Source organism: uncultured Dialister sp. (genome assembly GCF_900538805.1).
Taxonomy (GTDB): domain Bacteria; phylum Bacillota; class Negativicutes; order Veillonellales; family Dialisteraceae; genus Dialister.
On sequence record NZ_UPZP01000038.1, the window covers coordinates 1 to 18,688 of the forward strand.

The window sequence follows — 18,688 nt, forward strand, 5'->3', positions numbered from 1 at the left end:
TAAGGAGACTTATGACGCAGCATTGGATAAAAATACATATGAAATTCGATTCTGCGAATTAATCAGTGCTTCCCTAGGGGCGAAAAAAACAGGCAAACCGGGCTGGTGCCCGTCGGAAATGCACCCCTTCTGCCTACGGCACCTCCCCCGGAGGGGGAGGTTTGCTCTCCGCTTCCCTTAGTGCTAACTTAAGCTGCTCATTGTATAGTGGCGAGAAAAGTTCCCCCTCCGGGGGAAAGGTGGTGCGTTAGCACCAAAAGGGGTGCATTCCCTCGCGCCATACGCGCGGTTGTATGGTTTTATTTATACTGGCGGCGCAGCCGCCCACCACAACCCTTTGAACCTTCTGCACCCTTTGAACCAGCCCGCTTTCAGCGGGCCGAACCCTCTGAACCCTCACGCCGAAGGCGTGCCCTTTCCGCCATTTCTCCCCAGGTTTGTATAAGCTCCCCGCCGGTAATGATGACGATGGCGGCCAGGTGGAACCAGATGAAGAGGACCACCAGACCGATGAGGGAGCCGTAGGTAATACCCATGGAGGACACATGGAGAATATAGTATCCGTAGGCAGCGGTCAATGCAATCCAGATGGAAGTCACCAGGAAAGCGGTGGTAATGACCCGTTTCCACTCAGACCTTCTTCCGGCAGGGGCATATTCGTAGAAGGCAGCCAGGGAGAAGGCGATGATGGCAAAGGGAATGCCGAATTTCACCACTGTCCACAGTTTCAGGAAAAGCTCGGGCACCCGGAAATAGTAGGCAATGGCATAGACCACGGCGTTGCCGAAGACGATGAGCCCCAGGGACAGGATCATGGCGAAGGAAATAAAAAGGGTGAAAATGATGGACTTCGCATTCACCCGCACATAGGACTGCTTATTTCGGTCGCCGTAAACCGCCAGGTCCGTGGAGCGAATCAGCGTATCCACCCCCTGGGAAGAGGTCCAGAGAGCACCGGCAAGACCGATGAACAGCCAGATGGAGCTTCGGGCCTGGATAATGCGGAGGATATTGGTCTCCATGGTCACTGCCACGTCCGCCGGGAGATAGGAAAGAAGGCTCAGTATCACATGAATCTGGGGCGCTGCGAAGAAAAGCATACTGTTCACCAGGAAAATCATGAAAGGAATGAGTCCCAGAATGAAATAGTAGGTGGTCTCCGCCGCCAGGGCTGTCACATTGTCGTCGTTAAACCGCTGGATAAGCCGCTTGATAAAAAACATCGCATTACTGTCCGTGCTTTTCGGTTCCATGGGCTTCCTCCTTTCCTGTATCTCATTTTATTATACCCTATCCAATAGAAAAAAGTGGATAAAAGGTTTTTAAGATTGACCGGTCTTTGGCCGGAGGGTTTCCAGGTTTGACAGCAGCCTTTGGCCGCTCTGAAGCCCGGATTCAGAAGGTTCAGCGGGGAAGGTTGACGGCCCTACGGGCCGAAGGTTATGGCCGCCTGCGGCGGCAGGTTGTGTTCGCTTCGCTCAGGGGGCAACAGCGCCTCCGGTGCTGAGGGTTGTGGTATCGCCATTGGAGCCACTGCGTGGCAGGGTTCAAAGGGTTCAGAAGGTTCAAAAGGTTCAGAGGGGGTGGTATCGCTGCTTCGCGGCGATGAGTATATAATTTCGCTTCGCGAAATGGAAAACCAAACAACCGCCCTACGGGCGTAAAAAACAAGCAAACCGGGCTTCGCCCGATGGAAATGCACCCCTTCTGCCTACGGCACCTCCCCCGGAGGGGGAGGTTTGCTCTACTTGTCCCTTAGAGCTAACTTAAGCTGCTCAATGCATAGCATCGCTAGAACTTCCCCCTCCGGGGTGGCAAAGGAACTGGATTCGTAGGGAGTCGTAGACGACTGAGAATCCAGTGACATGCTTCCCTTTAGGAGAAGTACCGCCGTAGGCGGGGATAGGGGTGCATTTCCAGCGCGCCGAAGGCGCGGTTTGCTTGTTTTCCCCTCGCCCGCCAGGGCGGTTGTAAAGGTTTTATCCAAACTGGCGCCCCTTATTTTCAAAGGGCGCCCACCACAACCCTTTGAACCTTCTGCACCTTTTGAACCCTATGAACCCTCGCTCCCGCAGGCCCCTTCGGGAATACAGCCGGCACGTCTCCATTTCATCACACAAAAAGAGCAGGCACAAAGCCTGCTCTTTTCATTTGGTATTTATCCGCGGAAGTATTTCACGCCGGCCTCGAAGAGGGGCTGGTATTTATTTCCACAGATATTTTTCCCGATATTTTCACCGCGCCGTTCGGTGTGGCCCATTTTGCCGAGGACTCTGCCGTCGGGGCTGGTGATGCCTTCCACGGCCCAGGAGGAGCCGTTGGGGTTGAAGCGGCTGTCGTAGGTAGGATTGCCGTCGAAGTCGGTGTACTGGGTGGCAATCTGCCCATTTTCCGCCAAAGCTTTAATCTGTTCATCGGAGGCAATGAAGCGGCCTTCGCCGTGGCTGATGGCGATGCTGTAGAGGTCTCCCGGTTTGCAGAGGGAAAGCCAGGGGGACTTGGTGGACACCACTTTGGTGGTGACGAAGCGGGACAGGTGGCGGCCGATGGTGTTGAAGGTGAGGGTCGGCGCGTCGCTGGTGAGGGGCTTGAATTCGCCGTACGGTACAAGGCCCAGTTTGATGAGGGCCTGGAAGCCGTTGCAGATGCCCAGGGCCAGTCCGTCTCTTTCGTGGAGAAGTTTGTCCATAGCTTCCTTCAGCATGTCGTTGCGGAATACGGCGGCAATGAATTTACCGCTGCCGTCCGGTTCGTCGCCGGCGGAGAAGCCACCGGGGAACATGACGATCTGGGCATGGCTGATGCGTTCGGCCATTTCTTCGACGGAGGCCTTCAGCTCCGCGGAGTCCCGATTTCTAAAGATGAAAATGTCAGACACCGCACCGGCCCGTTCAAAGGCTCTGGCGCTGTCCACTTCGCAGTTGTTGCCGGGCATGGTAGGAATGAAGACCCGGGGTCTTGCCACATTGGTGTGGACGTAGAACTGGGGAATGGCGGATACTTCCGGAAGAACCGGCGCCGGTTTTTCAATGCTTGCCGCTCTTCTCGGGAAGATGGGATCCAGCGTTTTTTCATAGGCCGAAAGGAGGTCGGAAAGGGCAATGGTTTCGCCGTAGGCTTCCATGGTGTTTCCACCGATGGTGCCAAGGATCTTGGTATGCGGCTCTTTGGCGAAACGTTCTGCTTCTTCCGGTGTGGTTTCCACAATGATGGCGCCGTAGAAGTTGCCGAAGAATTTGGGAAGCGGCAGGTTTCCGGTGAAGCGGATGCCCAGACCGTTGCCGAAGGCCATCTTGGCCGCCGTCACTGCCACGCCGCCATGGTCCACTGCCTTCATGGCAGCCACATGGCCTGCTTTCACTTCGTTATAGAGGAAGTCAGCGTGTTTCTTGAATACGTCCAAGTCCGGCATGCCTTCCTTGTCCTTGGGCATACCGAAGAGTACCAGCACGTCCCCTTCCTTCTTCAGTTCCTGGCTCACCGCTTCCGATGCCTTGCCGGGAGCAATGGCGAAGGAAACGAGGGTCGGCGGTACGTGGATGTCGTTGAAGGTGCCGCTCATGGAGTCCTTGCCGCCGATGGCGCCAAGGCCCAGGGCTTCCTGCATATGGAAAGCACCCAGGAGGGCAGCGGCCGGTTTGCCCCAGCTTGTTTTATCCGTGAGCTTTTCGAAATATTCCTGCAGCGTGAGGTAAGCTTTTCTCCAGTCAGCCCCCATGGCCACCAGGCGGGTGACAGAAAGGAGCACCGCATACACGGCACCGTGGAAGGGGCTCCAGGTGGCCAGATCCGGATCAAAGCCGTGGGCCATGAAGCTGGCGCTGTCGGTTTCTCCCTTTCTCACCGGGAACTTGGCTGCCATACCGTCAGAAGGGGTCTTCTGGTACTTGCCGCCAAAGGGCATGAGCACCGTGCCGGCGCCGACGGTGGAGTCGAACCGTTCAGAAAGTCCCTGCTGGGAGCAGTTGTTCAGGTCTCCCATGGCAGAAAGCCAGGTATCCTTGACGGAAGAAATGGCGGATGCATGGAAATAGCCTTTATCATCGGGTTTCGCGATGTGGGCGGATTTTACCTGCTGGGCACCGTTGGTATCCAGGAAGGCCCTGGAAATATTAACGATGGGAACGCCTCTCCATTTCATCACCAGCCGTTTCGTGTCAGTCACGTCAGCAATGACTGTGGCTTCCAGATTTTCCTCAGCTGCATAGCGGATGAACTGGTCAGCGTCTTCTTTCTTCACCACCACTGCCATCCGTTCCTGGGATTCGGAAATAGCAAGCTCCGTACCGTCAAGGCCTTCATATTTCTTCGGCACTTTGTCCAGATTAATTTCAAGACCGTCGGTCAGTTCCCCCACTGCCACAGACACGCCGCCGGCGCCAAAATCGTTGCACCGTTTAATGAGGCGGGTCACTTCACCCCGGCGGAAGAGGCACTGGATTTTTCTTTCAGTCAAAGGATTGCCCTTCTGTACTTCAGCACCGCAGGTTTCAATGGATTCCGTATTCAGTTCCTTGGAAGAACCGGTGGCGCCGCCCATGCCGTCACGGCCGGTACGTCCGCCTACCAAAATCACCACATCCCCCGGCACCGGTGTCAGGCGGATGACATGGTCCGCAGGTGCTGCAGCCACCACGGCACCGATTTCCATACGCTTGGCAATGAATCCGGGATGGTAGTATTCCTTCACTTCCCCCGTAGCCAGACCGATCTGGTTGCCGTAGGAGCTGTAACCCTTGGCAGCTTCGATGGTAATCTTCCGCTGGGGGAGTTTCCCCGGGAGCGTCTCCGAAAGCGGCGTCCTGGGGTCTCCGGCACCGGTGACACGCATGGCCTGGTATACATAGGAACGGCCGGAGAGCGGATCTCTGATGCAGCCGCCAAGGCAGGTGGCTGCGCCGCCGAATGGTTCGATTTCCGTAGGATGGTTATGGGTTTCATTCTTAAAGAGAAGGAGCCAGTCCTCGCTGCCATTCACTGTATCGATTTTTACCTTGATGGTGCAGGCATTCACTTCCTCTGAAGCGTCCAGGTTAGCGAGTTTTCCTTCCTTCCGGAGGGCCTTCACCGCCGCCGTAGCCATATCCATAAGGGTCACAGGGCGCTTCGTATCCTTCCCGTAAATGTGGATTCTGGTGTCCTCATATTCCTTCAGAGCCTTGGAAATAGGAGCGCTGTAGGTTCCTTCCTCCACATCAATGTCCGTGAGCTTCGTGGAGAAGGTGGTATGACGGCAGTGGTCGGACCAGTACGTATCAAGCACCCGGATTTCCGTCACCGTGGGATCCCGCTTTTCCTCATCCCTGAAATAGTCACGAATCATGACAAGGTCCTCATGGCTCATGGCAAGGCCCATGGAAGAAATCAGGTCATCCATGCCCTTGTCGTCCAGATTTCTAAGACCTTCCACCACCGGCACCGGCTTGGGGTCTTCGATAGGAAGATCCAGTGTTTCCGCAGGAGAGAGCGACGCTTCCCGGGACTCCACCGGGTTCACCAGGAACTTTAAAATCTTCTCCCTGTCCCCTTCAATGAAATGTCCGTGGAACGCATACACCAGGGCACAGCGCACCCGGGCGCCGTCCTTCCCGGTCACAATGGCCAGACACTGCTCCGCAGAATCGGCCCGCTGGTCATACTGCCCCGGCAGGAACTCCACGCCCAGCACTAAATCCCCCTCCGGCAGCGCCGACTGGGTATCATCCACCGGCGGTTCGGAGAATACCGTAGCCACAGCCTTCTCATAATCCTCGTCAGTGAGACCGTCCACATCGTAGCGATGATAAATGGCAGAATCGGAAATCCGGTCCCCCAGCACCTCCCGAAGCTGGGAAGTCAGACTTTCCTCCCCCTGGCGGAAACCGTCCTTCTTCCTTACATACAAACGTCTGATATCAGACAAGTTCAACACTCCTTCCCCTGATTCCCAAAGGCGCAGCATCGGCGCCCTGTGAAATGAATGCACACGATAAAGCCTGTAAATACATCATTATAATACCACAAATTCGGATGCCGCTCCATGATGAATAGGGCTGTCCGGTAAGGTTCAGAGGGTTCGGAGGGTTCAAAAGGTTCAGAGGGGGTGGTATCGCCGCTTCGCGGCGATGAGTATGAAGTCAGCGTTACGGGATTTGGTTTTGTGTCACCAGTGCTGCATGACGAAGAGCAAAAGCCCCCTTCCACAGGAAGGGGGTGGCGCCGTTAGGCGACGGAGGATAGGGGCGTCAGGTCTTGGGAAAAAATTCGGACCTATCCTCAGGGCTCCGCCCAGCTCCTTCCTGAGAAAGGAGCCTAACGTTACGGGTTTGACCTCTTTGTTTCTAGTGCTGCATGGCGAAGAGCAGAAGCCTCCTTCCTTAGGAAGGAGCTGTCGCCGTTAGGCGACGGAGGATAGGGAATTTTCGCAGAAAATCCGAGGCCCCCAACGGGGCCTAATGTGACTCTTTCGTGAAAAACCGTAAAACCGCCTTACTCCCGTGCGTCTCTCACTTGCTCCTTCTACAGAAATCCTCTATAATATAGCTGCCGGATGGGTGGAGCTGGGTATTCAGCGTTGAAGCCCTGGCACCGGACGCCGTGCGAGAATACCCTGACAGCTCGGCCTGAATATAACCGCTGATACAGAATATCTCATCAGCTTTTTATGGAAATACTCCTTATGTATAGTGACTAGCAGCGCCACCTCTTGCCGGTCTTTTAAAAATCCTCTATAATAAAGTTGCCGGATGGGTGGAGCTGAGTATCCAGTGCTGAAGCCCTGTCACCGGACGGGAGACGGAGATACTTCGACAGCCTCTCATGTAAAAAAACAGTCGGCCCGCAAACTGAGCCGGCTTTTTGAATGCAGGTATGCAGCTTGAATTTAAGGCTTAAAATCATCCCTTGCCACCTATTCGGAAATCCTCTATAATAGAGCTGCCGGATGGGTGGAGCTGGGTATTCAGCGTTGAAACCCTGTCACCGGAAGGCGGCCCGGAATACCCTGACGGACCGCCTTAATATTATCAAAACAATTTTCATTCAAATAAAAAAAGGACTCCTCTTTGCGGAGTCCTTTTTTTATTTGGAAAAGTATTATGGAAGCTGGCGCCCACTTATTGTTGAAGGCTCCTGCCACCATCCTTTGAACCCTACCGTTCCCAAAGCGGATAGCCGATACTCTTCCATCTTCTATCATCTATCTTCTATCATCTATCTTCTATCATCTATCTTCTAATATCTTACCGCCTCTCCCCCAATATCACTCCCAGGTCTCTATACCCGCCTGCCCCCAGAAGTTCTGCTTTTGCCGCTTCTTTGGCCAGATCGTCGATGGCGTAGACCAGAGGGCCCTTGCCTTCGTCGGGGGTGAAAAGTATGAGGACGTCCAGGTTCTTTCCGTCGGCGCTGGGGAAGAAGTAGGCCCGGCTGTACATGGGGAGGATCATGCCTCCTGCGCTGTAGGTGACGTGGGCGCCGGCAGTGAAGACGTAGGCTTCATCGGCATTGAGGCGGCGGAAGGGTTCGATTTCCGAGATTTCCGCTGTCACATTCTGCTCCGCCACCGCTCCCAGGGCGTTGACGGCCAGGCTCATCACTGTTTTTTCCATGTTCATACGAAGGGGGGAGGATGGATTCAGCAGGGCTCGGTTCACCCGTGTCAGCCCTTCCCACTGCTCTTCTTCCAGATTCATGCGGAAATAGGGGCGCATCTGATCCGCCAGCACCTGGGGCAGTTTGGCCTGCACAATGTAACCGGAGGAAAATTTCTGGGCCCGTTTTCTTATGATGGAGAGCTGTCCCATGTGGTAGGGAATCTCTCCGCCACCAAAGCTCAGGCTCTGATTTTCAGGAATGTCTTTATAGACGAAATTTTTCGAAAGAGTTTTCTCTGCCAGGGAGGCGATGTCGTAGGCTGAAGCGCTCCCGCCTGCCAGAAGGAGGGCTGCCAGTATCAATGCTGCCAATCTTTTCATTTACTGCTCCTTTTCAACTGATACAGTCCGTAAACCAGGGAATCTCCCAAAGCATCCGCCGCTTCATGGCTGCCATTAAATTCGATGAGGTAGTACCGGTTTCCTTCTTTGTAAAGGGAAGTATATATCCAAAGGGGATAGGACAGGCCCTTTTCATTAGTAATAATCACCTTGGCCTCCTGGGACCAGTGATAGGTGCCGTCGCCGTCTTTGAAGGCATGCCAGGGATTAAAGGTGAGAATTTTCACCGCCCGGCTGTCACCGGACTTTTCCTTCAGGATTTCATCCAGAAATCCCTGAAATTCGGCGGTGGAAATCTTGGGCATGCCAAAGAGGGACGTAGGCCGGCCTGCGTCTTCCCGGAAAGCGTTTTTCCAGAAAAGGGCGGCTTTCCGATTTCCCCCATGGAAGAAATCTTCCTCCGTGCCGGAAAAGACAAGCACCGCCGCCGTATAGGTACCGGAAACCGTCCTCTTCACCAGCTGGTAGAGGTGAAGAGAATCGTAGGGATAGGGCTCCTTCTCGGGGTACAGATTCATGCCCGGCGGCACGGCAAGCATGGACCACATGGCTCCCTTCGCCGTCTTCCCGTAGCCCTTCCTCTTCGTTTCTTTTTTGAACAACTCGCCCAGCACATTGTCCTTTCCATCGGTAACGGAAATTTTATCGCCAAGGGGCAGGGTACCCAGGCCGGAAATCGTCAAATCATCGGCCACGGCCGCCTGCCACCCGCCCAGCAGCAGCGCTGCCGCCAGCACTATATTCCTAAGCCGTCTCATAGAAGCTCCTTCTCTGTTCATCACAATGCTTTTCCTTTTATTGTAGAGAAAAAAAGGGAAATTCTCAAGGGTCATTTTGGGAAAGGTTCTTAGGTTTAACGGGGCGCTGCAACGAAGGCTGCGGTATCGCCATGGGAGCCACTGCGTGGCAGGGTTCAAAGGGTTCAGAAGGTTCAGAGGGTTCAGAGGGTTCAGAGGGTTCAGAGGGTTTTGGTATCGCTGCTTCGCAGCGATGAGTATATAATTTCGCTTCGCGAAATGGAAAACCAAACAACCGCCCTACGGGCGTAAAAAACAGGCAAACCGGGCTTCGCCCGATGGAAATGCACCCCTATCCCCGCCTACGGCGGTACTTCTCCTAAAGGGAAGCATGTCACTGGATTTTCGGGGCGCTACGCTTCCCTACAAATCCAGTTCCTTTGCCACCCCGGAGGGGTGCACAGCGAACATGATTTGAAGGAGCGCTAGCGACGCGCAAATCATAGTGAGTCGTTTCACCTTTAGGTGGAAGTTTGCTCTCCGCTTCCCTTGGAATCATCAGCAAGATTCCCATTCTGGTGATTAGCCACGCACGGTCAGCCAGTTAAAAGGAAGGCCCTTTTATGGGCAGGCTAAGGGCCAACTTTGGCTGACTCGAAGACCCTATGCAGGGTCTTCGCAGTGGCTTCCCCCCCTTTGGTGCCTACGGCACCACCTTTGCCACGGTGTGAAGCGTGTCACTGGATTTTCGGGTCACTGTGTTCCCCTACAAATCCAGTTCCCTTGCCACCCCGCTGTGCGGGGGCACAATAACCCGTGCTATGCTTAGAGCCACTTATAGGATTATTGCTTCGCGGAGCTTTATTGTCCCACCGCTTGCGGGGGGAAGGTGGTGGCGCCAGCCACCAAAGGGGGGCGCTTTTTTCGCCCGCAAGGGCGGTTTGCCTGTTTTCCCACGGGCGAAGCCCGGTTTTAAAGGGTTTCTTTATATTGCGCCGCAGGCGCCACCACAACCCTCGCGGCCAGAGGCCGCGTCAAACCTTAGAACCCTCGGGGCGGAAGCCCCGTCAAACCTCGGCCCGAAGGGCCGTCAACCCTCACGCCCGTCAGGGCGTGTCCTTAAGGTCGTGCCTTCACCAGAAACTGGTACACTTCCCTTCTGGACAGGTGGTATTTCCCTGCGGCCTGCCTGGCGGCTTCTTTAAGGGGCAGTGTTTCTGCCAGTTTCATTGCTTCTTCCTGCCAGGACGTTTTTTCTCCTTCTTTTTCTTCCATGTCCTCGTTCCAGCCTTCCACGAGGATTACGTATTCCCCTCTGGGGTCTTCTTCGTCCATACCGGTGCGGAGGGAGGAGAGGGTGCCTCTTTCGAAGGTTTCAAATTTCTTTGTCAGTTCTCTGGCGGTGACCGCTTTTCTGTCACCCAGGGCCTTGATGAGGGTGTCCATGGTGTCTTTGATGCGGTGGGGTGCTTCGTAGAAGATGAGGGTCACCGGCACCCGGCTCATGTCTTCCAGAAGTTTCTTCCTCTTGGCCGTGATTTTGGGGAGGAAGCCGATGAAGGCGAACTGCCTGGCATCAAGGCCCGAGGCCACGAGGGCAGTAAGGGCGGCGTTGGGGCCCGGCAGCGGCACGATGGGGATGCCGGCGTTGATGGCAAGGCGCACGAGGTCGGCGCCGGGGTCGGAGATGACGGGCATGCCGGCGTCACTGACCTGGGCCACGGACTGTCCTTCTTCCAGCATGGCTATAATTTTCGGTCCCGCTTCTTTTTTATTGTGTTCATGGTAGGAAACCACGTGACCCGCAATGCCCAGGTGGTCCAGAAGGATGCGGGTGTGGCGGGTGTCTTCGCAGGCGATGATGTCCGCCTCCTTCAGCACGTCCACCGCCCTTTCCGTAATGTCTGAGAGATTTCCTATGGGTGTGGGCACTAAGTACAGGGTGCCCGGTTTCACTTCGTTCATGTTTCTTCCTTCCCGTATATGTCCATGATTTCCTTTGTATAGGAGCCGTCGCTGTTGTGGATGAGGAGCGGCGGTTCCACTGCCATTTCCGCATGGCCTCCGTATTTCCACTCCAGGAGCACCCTCACCGCGTTATGGCCTTTCCTGGCATAGATGAAACGCATGCGCTTGGGTTCCATGCCGTATTTCCTGCCCAGGGAAATGAGATCCGCCGTGCGGTCGGCGCGGTGCACCATGGCAAGGCGGCCGCCGTATTTCAAAAGGTAGCGGCTTGTCCGGAAAACTTCTTCCAGCGTGGCATTCACTTCGTAGCTGGCGCTGGCTACGCCCTGGCTTTCGCTCATTTTGCCGCTGCCCACTTCCCGGTACGGCGGGTTTACCACCACCAGAGAAAAAGAACCGGAGGGGAAATAGTCCTTCACCTTCCGGTAGTCGCAGGGCACCACGTGAATCACCGATTCTCTGCCGTTGCCCTTCACGTTTCTTTCCGCCAGGTCCGCCATCACCGGGTTCACTTCCAACGCCGTAATGTCCCTGCCGCCTAAAGCGGACATAAGGAGAGCGATGACGCCGGTGCCGGTGCCCAGGTCGCAGATTTTATCCCTGCCTTTGATGGCGGGGTAATGGGCCAGAAGCACGGAGTCGATGGAGAAGCAGAACTGGTCCGGCCGCTGGATGAGTTTCATGCCGTCCCGCACCAGGTCGTCCAGTCTTTCCCCTTCTTTTAGTTTCCAATCAGTCATTTTCTTCCTGTTCCACAGCGTCCCAGGGGAGAATCTTCGTCTTCTGCCCTTCCAGCTGTACCTTTACCGTATGTTTCTGTCCGTTCACATAAAGCACCTGTCCGCTGCCTTCGTCGGTGATGACCTTCATGCCCACCCGGAAACGGGGGCCCCTGCCCTGCATGGCACAGCAGCGTTTCTTATGACTGTCTCCCTCGTACATGTCGTTTTCATAGCGCAGGCAGCACATGAGCCTGCCGCAGACCCCGGAAATCTTGGAGGGGTTCAGGGAAAGGCCCTGGTTCTTTGCCATTTTAATGGAAACCGGAGCGAAATCGCCAAGAAACGTGGCGCAGCAGAGGGGCCTGCCGCAGGAACCAATGCCGGACACCTGCTTGGCCTCGTCCCTCACCCCCACCTGCCGAAGTTCGATGCGGGTGTGGAAAACGGCGGCCAGCTCCTTCACCAGTTCCCGGAAATCCACCCTGCCGTCGGAGGTGAAAAAGAAAACAATTTTATTTCTATCAAAAGTATATTCCGCCCGAAGGAGCTTCATGGGCACCTTAAACTTTTCAATCTTCTTCAGACAGATTTCAAAAGCGGACTTCTCCCTTTCCTTATTCCGTTCCAGCTGGGCCATATCCTTCATGGTGGCCTTGCGGATGGCCGGCTTTAAGGGGGAATCCTCATCAATCACCGGGTGCTTCGGTATAATCACCACATTGCCGTACTCCAGCCCCCGGGAGGTCTCCACAATGACCCCATCATCCAGATGAATATCCAGATGGTTGGAGTCGAAATAATATATTTTACCTGCCGGCTTAAAGCGGACGCCGATTACCTGATCCATTCCTTTTCGCCTTTCTGTATATGTTCAAATGTAATGAGAATCATGTCCCAAATATTCTTAATATTGATATAGCGGGCCACTGCAGTTTCCGCCGTCTTCAGCGCCTGCAGTGCGGCCTCACCCTTTTCCCCCTGCCAGAAGGGGGCAATCCTTTCCTCCCTCGCTGCCACAGTGACACAGCGGAGAGCCGAGGAGTTTCCCGTTTCCGCAAGGATAAAGATATCCCTCCCCACCAGAAGAATCCAGCGGAGCATCTTTAGAAAATCCTTCCGTTCCTTAAATTCCATGGAAGAAAGAGTGGAAAAGGGCGTATCCCCGCCAGTCACGGTTTCCCAAAAATCCATGGCACTCTCCGGCTGGGCGCTGACGCCGTCACCTGCTACCTCCAGCGTAATTCCCGGATTTCCTTCAGACAGCTGGAAAAGCACCTTCTCATCCATGCCGCGGGGAAAATGAATATCCTTCCGGGAGCGGATAAAGGAGAAATAATCCGCTGCACCAAGAGGCAGGAAACCGAACCGCTCCCCCCTGGAAATAATGGTGGGGAGAAGTGCGTCCAGGTCATGGGTGATGAGGATGAAATGGATATTTCCCTCCGGCTCCTCCAGCGTCTTCAAAAGGGCGTTGGCCACCGGGTCCATCATGGTCTGGGCCTCATCAATAATACACACATGGGGCTTTTCATCAAAAGAAGACATGGCCGAAAGAAAGGTACGGAACTGTTCTATCTTAAGCTCCATCCCCACAGGATGGAGATACCACACCTGTTCATCCGCCAGAGTAAGTACCGGCATCTTCTGCCGCTCCTCTTCGGAAATTTCAGAAAGCTCCTTTTCAAGCTTCTCCGCCTTTCCCGTCAGAATCCCTGCCAGATCCAGCGCCGCCGTCGTCTTCCCAAGCCCCTCATCTCCGTAGAAAATCAGGGTATGGGGCAGCCGGTTTTCCTCAAAAAGCCGCTTCAATTCTCTCGATACCTTCTCCTGCCCAAATACATGGGGAAAAAAGCCTGCCATACACGCCTCCCTGCCGGGTCATCCCGGACTTACGTTTATTCTACCATGACTGTAGAAAGACTGCAAAAAATAGGGCCGCCGCGGTGGCCCGGGTTCAGAGGGTTCAGAAGGTTCTGCCCGCTTCCAGCGGGCGGGTTCAAAGGGTGTCGTATCGCCGCTTTTGGCGGCGATGAATTTTATAGTGAGCGTTACGTGCTTGCCTTCCTGCCCCACCGGTCATTCTGAACGCAGTGAAGAATCTTGGTACTTGAAGCGATTGAGACAACTGGCATTAAATACCATTCGGCAGGAAGGAGCCACCTGAGGCGGCAGCGCTGCCAGAGGCAGCGAAAACCAAACAACCTCGCTTCGCTCGTGGAAATGCACCCCTATTCCCCTACGGGGACTTCCCCCGGAGGGAGAAGTTTTCTCTCTGCTTCCCCTTGTGCTAACTTAAGTTGCTCATTCTATAAAGGCGCTAAAACCTCCCCCACCGGGGGAGGTGCCGTAGGCAGAAGGGGTGCATTTCCTCGCGCCGCAGGCGCGGTTGTATGGTTTTCCCCGCCCGAAGGGCGGGTTGCCTGTTTTCCAACGGGCGAAAGCCCGGTTGTAAAGGTTTTCTACAAACTGGCGGCAGAGCCGCCCACCACAACCCTCAGCGGCAAAGCCGCTGTCAAACCTTAGAACCCTCAGCCCCAGGCCTGTCAAACCTCGGCCCGAAGGGCCGTCAACCCTCACGCCAAAGGCATGTCAATCACCTTCTCAATTTCCGTAATCCTATCCACATAGGGCACTTTCTCCCTTTCAAACATGGGTGCCTCTTTCTTTCCTTCCAGTCCGGTGAGGATACCGATGAATCTGGTGCCGGCCCGGCGGCTTCCGAGAACGTCGGAGTAGGAGTCGCCGCAGACGTAGATTTCATCGTCCTTTGAGGGTTTCATCTCCTCCTTCAGATAGGCCTCGTAATTTTCCCGTTTCCTGCCAAACACGGCGCAGCTGAAAATGAAGGGCGCCGGCTTGTCGGGCACGGAGCATTTGAACATATCCGCTGCTTCTACGGCGTCGGAGGCAGTGGCCAGGTAGAAGGGGTCGAATTCTTCATACCAATGGAAGAGTTTAAAGGGAATTTCCATTTCTTCCCTGGCCCTTCCCGTGGCCACGGCGATTGCAAAGCCCCTTTCCTTGAGCCGGATGAAAAGGGAACGGATAGCCTCTGCCGGCGCCAGGGGCACTTCCCGGGAAAGGAAGCCCTCCTTGCCGCCGCTGTAGGGCATGTGGTGGAGAAGGGAAATAAAGGTATCATCCCCCAAGTACCATGCCTGGAAAGCTTCGGTATGGATGGTCCAGAAGGGCGAACGAAGCAGTGCCCAGTCCGTGCTGTTTCCAAAATCAGAGGCCATGGCCTCCTTGAGACAGTTCACCACGTCCTCTCCTTCCAAATCTTTCGAAAGAACCTTTTCCCACTGATGGAGGATGTCCTCTGCTGTGGGAATGGGAAGCCCCATAAGAACAAGCCCCGCTTCCTTCATGTCCGACGGTTTTTCAAAAGAAAGAGACACCTTTTCCCCACCGGACCGCTTCTCATAGGTCAGCGCCATGAGCCACAGCGCCGTAATGAGCCAGCAGTGCACCATGTCCCAGTTAGAATTGATGCCATGGGCCTTCAGGAACGAAAGGAGCCGGTCATTCCCCCACACCCGGCTGCGGCAGGACGCAATCTGCCCCTCCGTCACATGGCGGGCATCAAAATCCTCCCCCTCCAGGGGAAGCCCCATGTAGTCCTTGCTATGCAAAAGCTCCCATACCGTGAGGGCTGATACATCAAAATACCGCTCCTCCGAAAGGAGCACGCCGTCCACATCAAAAATCACCTTTTTCATCCTGTTCCTCCTGTATGAAATGGGAATTTCCTGTTTTTATCCATTTTATCATATTTTATGGAGGGGCGCGAAGCGCCCCGGGTTCAGGGGGTTCAGGGGGTTCAGAGGGTTCAGAGGGGAAGGTATCGCCCTTCGGGCGATAAGTACATATGCCGCCTTCGGCGGCAGCGCTGCCAAAGGCAGCGAAAACCATACAACCTCGCTGCGCTCGTTGGAAATGCACCCCTATCCCCGCCTACGGCGGTACTTCCACCTAAAGGTGAAACGACTCACTACATTTTGCGCGTCGCTGGCGCTCCTTCAAAATGTGTTCGCTGTGCACCCCGGAGGGGGGAAGTCTGCTCTCCGCTCAGCTTTTGGTCTCATAAGCATCGCAAAGCATAGTGCCGCTAGAATCTCCCCCTCCGGGGTGGCAAGCGAACACGATTCGTAGGGAGCCGTAGGCGACAGAGAATCGTATGAGACGCTTTCCCGTGGAGAGACGCCGCCACAGGCGGCAGAAGGGGTGCATTTCCACGGGCCACAGGCCCGGTTTTATGGTTTTCCCCCGTCCGCAAGGGCGGTTTGCCTGTTTTCCCACGGGCGAAAGCCCGGTTGTAACGGTTTTCTTTATATTGCGCCCGCAGGGCGCCACCACAACCCTCGCACCAAAGGCGCGTCAAACTTTAGACCCCTAAGAACCCTCGGCCCGAAGGGCCGTCAACCCTCACGCCCGAAAGGGCGTGTCCATGAAGCCGCGCCCCTTTTTCCCATGATATATGCTATACTTATAAATAACTTATTATAAGGAGGCAGACCATGAATATTTTAGTTACCGGCGGTGCCGGATACATTGGTTCCCACACGGTGAGAGCCCTTCTTTCATCCGACAGCTTTACGCCCGTTATTTTCGACAACCTGTCCACCGGCCACGCAGAATCAGTACCGGAAGGCACGGTATTGGTGAAAGGGGACATTCATGATATAGATTTCGTAGCAGATACCCTGAAGAAATATGACATCAAAGGGGTTATCCATTTCGCCGCCTATTCCCTGGTAGGCGAATCCATGGTGGACCCGGCGAAGTACTACACCAACAATGTGGAAGGCACCCTTCATCTCCTTATGGGCATGAAGAAGGCGGGGGTAGACAAAATCGTCTTTTCCTCCACTGCCGCCGTGTACGGGGAACCGGAGAAAACGCCGATTGAAGAAGATTTTCCCCACAACCCCACCAACGTGTACGGCCGCACAAAACTGGTCATCGAAAACATGATGAAAGACTTCACCAGCGCCTATGGCCTCCATTACGTGGCCCTCCGCTACTTCAACGCCGCCGGCGCCGCCCTGGACGGCTCCATCGGCGAAGACCACAATCCCGAATCCCACCTCATTCCCCTCATCCTGAAAACCGCCCAGGGCGTAAGGGACCACATCGCCATCTACGGCACCGACTACCCCACCCCCGACGGCACCTGCATCCGGGACTACATCCACGTCCTGGATCTGGCCGACGCCCACGTGCTGGCCATGAAATACCTGGCTGACGGTGGAAAGAGTACCTACTTCAACCTGGGCAGTGAAAAGGGCTTCAGCGTCCGTGAAATCATTGAAACCGCGAAAAAAGTGACAGGCATCGATTTCAAAGTCACCGAAGAAGCCCGCCGCAGCGGCGACCCCGCCGTACTCATTGCCTCCTCTAAAAAATGTAGAGAAACCTTGGGCTGGCACCCCACCCATTCCAACACGGAAGAAATCATCGCCTCCGCCTGGAAATGGCATAAAGAGCATCCCTACGGATATAAGTGACAGCGCCTTTGGCGCTGAGGGGTGACGGCCCTCTCGGGCCGAAGGTTCTTAAGGTTCTTAGGTTTGACGGGCCTTCAGCCCGAGGGTTGTGGTGGCGGCTCCGCCGCAGTTTATAAGCCGACGCAGGCGGCAGAAGGGGTGCATTTCCACGGGCCACAGGCCCGGTTTTATGGTTTTTCCTCGCCCGCAAGGGCGGTTTCTGTTTTCCTCGGGCGATAGCCCGGGTGTGAAGATTTTATACAAACTGGCGCCTTCTATAAATTAAAAGGCGCCTACCACAACCCTCGCGGCCTGAAAGGCCGCGTCAAACTTAAGCCCCTTTAGAACCTTCGGCCCAAAGGGCCGTCAACCCTCACGCCCGCAGGGCGTGTCCATATAGCAATTAAGACAAAAAGGAGTACATACATGCAGAAAATCAGAAAAGCAGTCATTCCGGCAGCCGGTTTCGGCACCCGTTTCCTTCCGGAGACCAAGGCCATGCCCAAGGAAATGCTTCCTATTGTGGACAAGCCCACCATCCAGTACATTGTGGAAGAAATCAAAGCCAGCGGCATTGAGCAGATTCTCATTATTTCCGGCCATGCCAAGAGAGCCATTGAAGACCATTTCGACTCTTCTCCGGAGCTGGAACAGCATCTGTATGAATCGGGGAAAATGGACCTTCTTCGGGAAGTCAGGCAGGTGGCTTCCGTCAAAATCCACTACACCCGCCAGCAGTACATGAGAGGGCTGGGGGATGCCATTCTCTGCGCCAAGGATTTCATTGACGGCGAACCCTTCGGCGTCATTCTGGGGGACGATGTGGTGTACAACGCCAACGGCGAACCGGCACTGCGCCAGCTCATGGACCAGTATGAGAAAACCGGCGGCACCGTCATCGGCTGCCAGATCGTGAAACCGGAGCTTGTTTCCTCCTACGGCATCGTAGACGGCGCGCCTACGGAAGACCCGAACCTTCTCAGGGTGAAGGACATGGTGGAAAAGCCAAGCAGAGAAGAAGCCCCCAGCCGCTTCGCCGCCCTGGGCCGCTATGTCATCACACCGGACGTATTCGAAGTGCTGGAACAGACAAAGCCCGGCAAGGGCGGAGAAATCCAGCTCACCGACGCCCTCCGCGTCATGGCCCACAACGGCAGCGTGTACGCCTATAACTTCACCGGCAAACGGTACGACACAGGAAATAAACTGGGCTACCTGAAAGCCACCGTGGAATTCGCCCTCCGCCGCCCGGACCTGGGACCCCAGTTCCGGCAGTATTTGAAAAACCTCTTGGCAGAAGATAAATAAGAAAGATGAAAAAAGACCGGCTCTGGGGCCGGTCTTTTTTTGTGCTTTAAAGGTTCTTAAGATTGACGGGCCTGCGGCCCATGGAACCACTGCGTGGCAAAGTTCAGCGGGTTCAGAAGGTTCAAAGGGTTCAGAGGGGAAGGTATCGCCTTCGGCGATGAGTATGAAGTCAGCGTTACGGGATTTACTTTTTGTCTCCAGTGCTGCAAGACGAAGTGCTAAAACCTCCTTCCCCAGGAAGGGGGCGCCGCAGGCGACAGAGGAACAGCGTGGATTAGACGATAGAAGTCAGAAATCAGACGTCAGACTGCGTTACGGGATTGCCTTCCCGCCCCATCGTCATTCTGAGCGAAGCGAAGAATCTTGGTAAGCGACGACATTGACTCCGACTAGCACACCAGTCCACTAGTTCAATAGGGAAGCGCTGATTAAATCGTTGTTTGCTTTTATTCTTGAATTTTTATGCAATGCAAGGAATGAGGCGACGCGAA

General features: G+C 55.0%; 11 protein-coding genes. 2 read left to right on the forward strand and 9 right to left on the reverse strand.

Annotation, left to right across the window (positions count from 1 at the left end; genetic code table 11):
• Nucleotides 1-371: 371 nt before the first annotated feature.
• From QZQ29_RS05065 to QZQ29_RS05105, 9 genes are all read right to left on the reverse strand, one after another.
• Nucleotides 372-1,253, reverse strand: a complete 882-nt coding sequence (locus tag QZQ29_RS05065; RefSeq protein WP_296960561.1) for a YihY/virulence factor BrkB family protein — start codon at nt 1,251-1,253, stop codon at nt 372-374.
• A gap of 905 nt (nt 1,254-2,158) precedes the next feature.
• Entirely contained in the window at nt 2,159-5,902 is a 3,744-nt protein-coding gene (locus tag QZQ29_RS05070; RefSeq protein WP_296960564.1) for a phosphoribosylformylglycinamidine synthase, read from the reverse strand.
• Nucleotides 5,903-7,220: 1,318 nt separating this feature from the next.
• Nucleotides 7,221-7,955 carry a hypothetical protein gene (locus QZQ29_RS05075; protein WP_296960567.1) on the reverse strand — a complete coding sequence of 245 codons (735 nt, stop codon included), beginning with the start codon at nt 7,953-7,955 and terminating at the stop codon, nt 7,221-7,223.
• Nucleotides 7,952-8,734: a hypothetical protein gene (locus tag QZQ29_RS05080; RefSeq protein ID WP_296960571.1), complete on the reverse strand. Its 783-nt coding sequence runs from the start codon at nt 8,732-8,734 to the stop codon at nt 7,952-7,954. Before QZQ29_RS05080 ends, QZQ29_RS05075 begins: the two co-directional genes overlap by 4 nt.
• 1,098 nt (nt 8,735-9,832) lie before the next feature.
• The gene (rsmI, locus tag QZQ29_RS05085) at nt 9,833-10,678 is read right to left on the reverse strand and encodes a 16S rRNA (cytidine(1402)-2'-O)-methyltransferase (protein WP_296960574.1); all 846 of its coding nucleotides are present in this window, start codon (nt 10,676-10,678) and stop codon (nt 9,833-9,835) included.
• The gene (locus tag QZQ29_RS05090; protein ID WP_296960576.1) at nt 10,675-11,421 is read right to left on the reverse strand and encodes a methyltransferase; all 747 of its coding nucleotides are present in this window, start codon (nt 11,419-11,421) and stop codon (nt 10,675-10,677) included. The genes rsmI and QZQ29_RS05090 overlap by 4 nt, the downstream gene beginning before the upstream one ends.
• Nucleotides 11,414-12,250, reverse strand: a complete 837-nt coding sequence (locus QZQ29_RS05095) for a stage 0 sporulation family protein (RefSeq protein ID WP_296960578.1) — start codon at nt 12,248-12,250, stop codon at nt 11,414-11,416. The genes QZQ29_RS05090 and QZQ29_RS05095 overlap by 8 nt, the downstream gene beginning before the upstream one ends.
• Entirely contained in the window at nt 12,238-13,263 is a 1,026-nt protein-coding gene (locus QZQ29_RS05100) for an AAA family ATPase (RefSeq protein ID WP_296960580.1), read from the reverse strand. Before QZQ29_RS05100 ends, QZQ29_RS05095 begins: the two co-directional genes overlap by 13 nt.
• A 713-nt stretch (nt 13,264-13,976) precedes the next feature.
• Nucleotides 13,977-15,122, reverse strand: a complete 1,146-nt coding sequence (locus QZQ29_RS05105; RefSeq protein WP_296960583.1) for an HAD family hydrolase — start codon at nt 15,120-15,122, stop codon at nt 13,977-13,979.
• A gap of 798 nt (nt 15,123-15,920) precedes the next feature.
• On the opposite strand from QZQ29_RS05105, the gene galE reads away from it, so the two are divergent.
• Nucleotides 15,921-16,910: a UDP-glucose 4-epimerase GalE gene (galE, locus tag QZQ29_RS05110; protein ID WP_296960586.1), complete on the forward strand. Its 990-nt coding sequence runs from the start codon at nt 15,921-15,923 to the stop codon at nt 16,908-16,910.
• Nucleotides 16,911-17,315: 405 nt separating this feature from the next.
• A complete protein-coding gene (gene galU, locus QZQ29_RS05115) occupies nt 17,316-18,197 on the forward strand; it encodes a UTP--glucose-1-phosphate uridylyltransferase GalU (RefSeq protein WP_296960590.1) in 882 nt (293 codons plus the stop codon).
• Nucleotides 18,198-18,688: the final 491 nt, after the last annotated feature.

Excerpts from the sequence above, each read along its gene's own strand:
- QZQ29_RS05065 (WP_296960561.1), bottom strand. The coding sequence starts at position 1,253 with ATGGAACCGAAAAGCACGGACAGTAATGCGATGTTTTTTATCAAGCGG.
- QZQ29_RS05075 (WP_296960567.1), bottom strand. The coding sequence starts at position 7,955 with ATGAAAAGATTGGCAGCATTGATACTGGCAGCCCTCCTTCTGGCAGGC.
- QZQ29_RS05080 (WP_296960571.1), bottom strand. The coding sequence starts at position 8,734 with ATGAGACGGCTTAGGAATATAGTGCTGGCGGCAGCGCTGCTGCTGGGC.
- rsmI (WP_296960574.1), bottom strand. The coding sequence starts at position 10,678 with ATGAACGAAGTGAAACCGGGCACCCTGTACTTAGTGCCCACACCCATA.
- QZQ29_RS05090 (WP_296960576.1), bottom strand. The coding sequence starts at position 11,421 with ATGACTGATTGGAAACTAAAAGAAGGGGAAAGACTGGACGACCTGGTG.
- QZQ29_RS05095 (WP_296960578.1), bottom strand. The coding sequence starts at position 12,250 with ATGGATCAGGTAATCGGCGTCCGCTTTAAGCCGGCAGGTAAAATATAT.
- QZQ29_RS05100 (WP_296960580.1), bottom strand. The coding sequence starts at position 13,263 with ATGGCAGGCTTTTTTCCCCATGTATTTGGGCAGGAGAAGGTATCGAGA.
- QZQ29_RS05105 (WP_296960583.1), bottom strand. The coding sequence starts at position 15,122 with ATGAAAAAGGTGATTTTTGATGTGGACGGCGTGCTCCTTTCGGAGGAG.
- galE (WP_296960586.1), top strand. The coding sequence starts at position 15,921 with ATGAATATTTTAGTTACCGGCGGTGCCGGATACATTGGTTCCCACACG.
- galU (WP_296960590.1), top strand. The coding sequence starts at position 17,316 with ATGCAGAAAATCAGAAAAGCAGTCATTCCGGCAGCCGGTTTCGGCACC.